Consider the following 3,380-nt stretch of genomic DNA (forward strand, 5'->3'; position numbering starts at 1 on the left):
CCCCCTAGGGACGTTTGTTTCTGGTGTGGTGTTTGAGAACTGTAGAGTGGATGCGAGCATCTTTGTGGTCAAGTTGTTAAGGGCACATGGTGGATGTCTTGGCTTCAGGAGCCGATGAAGGACGTAGGAGGCTGCGATAAGCCTCGGGGAGCTGTCAACCGAGCTGTGATCCGAGGATTTCCGAATGGGGAAACCCAGCACCAGTGATGTGGTGTTACCCGCACCTGAATATATAGGGTGTGTGGAGGGAACGCGGGGAAGTGAAACATCTCAGTACCCGCAGGAAGAGAAAACAACCGTGATTCCGTGAGTAGTGGCGAGCGAAAGCGGAAGAGGCTAAACCGTTTGCATGTCAAGCTGTCAGGCGTTGTGCAGGCGGTGTTGTGGGACCCAGCGTCGAGGATCTGACAGTCCTCGGAATGATCACGCGTGTTAGTGGAACGCCTTGGGATGGGTGGCCGGAGTGGGTGAGAGCCCCGTACGCGAAAACACGTTGTTGGTTGTTTGTTTGGTGTTCCCGAGTAGCAGCGAGCTCGTGGAATTTGCTGTGAATCTGCCGGGACCACCCGGTAAGCCTAAATACTTCCTGAAGACCGATAGCGGACGAGTACCGTGAGGGAAAGATGAAAAGTACCCCGGGAGGGGAGTGAAAGAGTACCTGAAACCGTGTGCCTACAAGCCGTCAGAGCCTACTTGTTGGGTGATGGCGTGCCTTTTGAAGAATGAGCCTGCGAGTTAGTGCTGCGTGGCGAGGTTAACCCGTGTGGGGTAGCCGTAGCGAAAGCGAGTCTGAATAGGGCGCCTATAGTCGCGTGGTCTAGACCCGAAGCGGAGTGATCTACCCATGGCCAGGGTGAAGCGACGGTAAGACGTCGTGGAGGCCCGAACCCACTTAGGTTGAAAACTGAGGGGATGAGCTGTGGGTAGGGGTGAAAGGCCAATCAAACTCCGTGATAGCTGGTTCTCCCCGAAATGCATTTAGGTGCAGCGTCGTATGTTTCTCCACGGGGGTAGAGCTACTGGATGGTCTAGGGGCCTTACCGGGTTACCGAAATCAACCAAACTCCGAATACCGTGGTGTTAGAGTACGGCAGTGAGACGGCGGGGGATAAGCTTCGTCGTCGAGAGGGAAACAGCCCAGAACACCAGCTAAGGCCCCTAAGTGTGTGCTCAGTGGGAAAGGATGTGGGATTGCCCAGACAACCAGGAGGTTGGCTTAGAAGCAGCCACCCTTGAAAGAGTGCGTAATAGCTCACTGGTCAAGTGGTCCTGCGCCGACAATGTAGCGGGGCTTAAGCACACCGCCGAAGCTGTGTCATTGACACATGTGATCCATGCGAGCCCTTGAGGTTTGTGTGTAGTCGTGTTGATGGGTAGGGGAGCGTCCTGCACCCAGGGAAGCCGTGGCGGAAGCTAGCGGTGGAGGGTGTGGGAGTGAGAATGCAGGCATGAGTAGCGAATGCAGAGTGAGAAACTCTGCCGCCGGATGACCAAGGGTTCCTGGGCCAGGCTAATCCGCCCAGGGTAAGTCGGGACCTAAGGCGAGGCCGACAGGCGTAGTCGATGGACAACGGGTTGATATTCCCGTACCCGAGCATGTGCGCCCATGACGAGGCGTTTGATACTAACCACCCAAAGCCATCGCTTGAAGCCTTCGGGTGGATGGTGGTGTGTGGAGCGTGGGACCTGATTTCGTAGTAGTCAAGCGATGGGGTGACGCAGGAAGGTAGCTCCGCCAGGCGATGGTTGTCCTGGTGTAAGCGTGTAGGCCGAGTGGTAGGCAAATCCGTCACTCGTGAAGGCTGAGACGTGATGCGTAGCCGTTTGAGGCGAAGTAGAGTGATCCTATGCTGCCGAGAAAAGCCTCTAGTGAGTGCATGCACGGCCCGTACCCCAAACCAACACAGGTGGTCAGGTAGAGAATACCAAGGCGATCGGGTGAACTGTGGTTAAGGAACTCGGCAAAATGCCCCCGTAACTTCGGGAGAAGGGGGGCCAAACATCCTGAAGCCCTTCGCGGGCTAGGGGTGGGTGGCCGCAGAGACCAGCGGAAAGCGACTGTTTACTAAAAACACAGGTCCATGCGAAGTCGCAAGACGATGTATATGGACTGACGCCTGCCCGGTGCTGGAACGTTAAGAGGACCGGTTAGCCAGCAATGGCGAAGCTGAGAATTTAAGCGCCAGTAAACGGCGGTGGTAACTATAACCATCCTAAGGTAGCGAAATTCCTTGTCGGGTAAGTTCCGACCTGCACGAATGGCGTAACGACTTTCCGGCTGTCTCAACCACAGGCCCGGCGAAATTGCACTACGAGTAAAGATGCTCGTTACGCGCGGCAGGACGGAAAGACCCCGGGACCTTTACTATAGTTTGGTATTGGTTTTCGGTTCGGCTTGTGTAGGATAGGTGGGAGACTGTGAAGTGGTCACGCTAGTGGCTGTGGAGTCGTTGTTGAAATACCACTCTGGTCGAATTGGGAATCTGAACCTCGGGCCATGATCTGGTTCAGGGACAGTGCCTGATGGGTAGTTTAACTGGGGCGGTTGCCTCCTAAAGAGTAACGGAGGCGCCCAAAGGTTCCCTCAGCCTGGTTGGCAATCAGGTGTTGAGTGCAAGTGCACAAGGGAGCTTGACTGTGAGACAGACATGTCGAGCAGGGACGAAAGTCGGGACTAGTGATCCGGCACCTCCTGGTGGAAGGGGTGTCGCTCAACGGATAAAAGGTACCCCGGGGATAACAGGCTGATCTTGCCCAAGAGTCCATATCGACGGCATGGTTTGGCACCTCGATGTCGGCTCGTCGCATCCTGGGGCCGGAGTAGGTCCCAAGGGTTGGGCTGTTCGCCCATTAAAGCGGCACGCGAGCTGGGTTTAGAACGTCGTGAGACAGTTCGGTCCCTATCCGCCGCGCGCGTAGGATACTTGAGGAAGGCTGTCCCTAGTACGAGAGGACCGGGACGGACGAACCTCTGGTGTGCCAGTTGTTCTGCCAAGGGCATGGCTGGTTGGCCACGTTCGGAAGGGATAACCGCTGAAGGCATCTAAGCGGGAAGCCTGTTCCAAGATGAGGTATCCCACCCTTTGTGGGTTAAGGCCCCCAACAGACCATTGGGTTGATAGGCCAGAAATGGAAGCACAGTAATGTGTTGTCGAGTTGACTGGTACTAATAGGCCGAGGACTTGTCTACGAAGATGTTGCGCATCCACTCTACGGTTCTGAAACACCACGCCGGTGAACGGTGTGTGTTGTTTCGGAGTGTTTCGGTGGTTTTAGCGTCAGGGAAACGCCCGGTCCCATTCCGAACCCGGAAGCTAAGCCTGACAGCGCCGATGGTACTGCAACCGAAGGGTTGTGGGAGAGTAGGACACCGCCGAACT

2 rRNA genes are annotated in these 3,380 nt (G+C 55.8%); both read left to right on the forward strand.

Annotated features, from left to right (window positions below):
* Positions 1-66: 66 nt before the first annotated feature.
* Positions 67-3,190 (forward strand): 23S ribosomal RNA (locus C2L59_RS46365).
* Positions 3,191-3,262: 72 nt separating this feature from the next.
* Positions 3,263-3,379 (forward strand): 5S ribosomal RNA (gene rrf / locus C2L59_RS46370).
* Position 3,380: the final 1 nt, after the last annotated feature.

Source organism: Amycolatopsis sp. CA-128772 (genome assembly GCF_002904295.1).
Classification (GTDB): domain Bacteria; phylum Actinomycetota; class Actinomycetes; order Mycobacteriales; family Pseudonocardiaceae; genus Amycolatopsis.